At 63.7% G+C, this 1,028-nt stretch carries 2 protein-coding genes; both read right to left on the reverse strand.

Annotated features, from left to right (window positions below; translation table 11 throughout):
* Positions 1–409 precede the first annotated feature (409 nt).
* Positions 410–520, reverse strand: coding sequence for a phage virion morphogenesis family protein (locus EV216_RS18075; protein WP_132697271.1), 111 nt, complete (start codon positions 518–520; stop codon positions 410–412).
* Between the two features lie 172 nt (positions 521–692).
* Positions 693–890 (reverse strand): hypothetical protein, encoded by a 198-nt coding sequence (locus EV216_RS18080; protein WP_132697273.1) that lies wholly within the window; start codon positions 888–890, stop codon positions 693–695.
* Positions 891–1,028: the final 138 nt, after the last annotated feature.

Genomic DNA, 1,028 nt, shown 5'->3' on the forward strand with positions numbered 1-1,028 from the left:
GGGGGTCTTTCATCGGGAGAGGAACGAAAACGGAGAGACTGACGCCAGAACAAGGGGTTGAGCGTTAGAGTGAGGGTCAAGAAATGGAATTTACCCGCGAAAATCGCGGGAAAATCGCGCATTTGCCGCGCATGATCTACCGTTTTCATAACACCCGACGCGCAGATGTGCGCATTCCCGCTCGACTTCCGGCGCGACATCGGGGAAGCTTGTCGCGGTCGGATACTGTGGCGCTGGTTGCTCAGGCAGGCATTCGATCCTGATGCCCGGAACGCTGCGGGCGTCGTTCTTGCGCCGGGAACCCGAAGAGCGGTGATGCTCCTGCTAGGGATCTGGCGCGGCGGCTGGATCACCCCGGCCGCCATCCATTCACGCCGCGAGCGCATCGACTATAGGACTGGCACCGACCTCAGGAGCACAGCCAGTCGTCGGCGATCTGGATGATCGTCTCTTCGTCCTCGTCCGAGAGGCCGAGGTAGGGGCGCGCCGGGATCGTGACGGTCATCGTGACGCCGGTCATTGAAAAATTCCCCTGTCACGCACTATACACAGGGCGTCGGGCAACCGAAGAGCGGTGATGCTCCAGCCAGGAGCCCGACAGGACGGCCGGATCACCCCGGCCGTCATTTTTGCTTCCAGACCAGCTTGCCGCATGGCTTGGGCGCGGGGCGGACGGTGAACGGTCAGAACGGTCACCTCTCCTGTCCCCCCGATGTCCCGCGCGGCGCCTGGTCAACCCACGCCCAGCTCTGGCCCATGACGAAGGCGTAATAGCCCTTTGCCACGTCCAGGACGTCGGTGTGAGGCTTGTCAGTGAACTCGCGGGTCTGGAAGGCCCATTGGAGGCATTGCCGCCGCAGCTCCGCATGGGGCGAGAGAGGCGCGCTCACCGCAGGCCCTCCATCGCCATGTCCACCGCGTCGGAAAAGCTGACGCCCTTCTCGCGCACGATCTGGCGGGCGGCGTGCAGAAGCTCGTCATGCGTCCGGTCGGCGCTGTAGCCGTCAGGAATGGTCTGGTCCTGACGG

Source organism: Rhodovulum steppense (genome assembly GCF_004339675.1).
Taxonomy (GTDB): Bacteria; Pseudomonadota; Alphaproteobacteria; order Rhodobacterales; family Rhodobacteraceae; genus Rhodovulum; species Rhodovulum steppense.

Excerpts from the sequence above, each read along its gene's own strand:
- EV216_RS18075 (WP_132697271.1), bottom strand. The coding sequence starts at position 520 with ATGACCGGCGTCACGATGACCGTCACGATCCCGGCGCGCCCCTACCTC.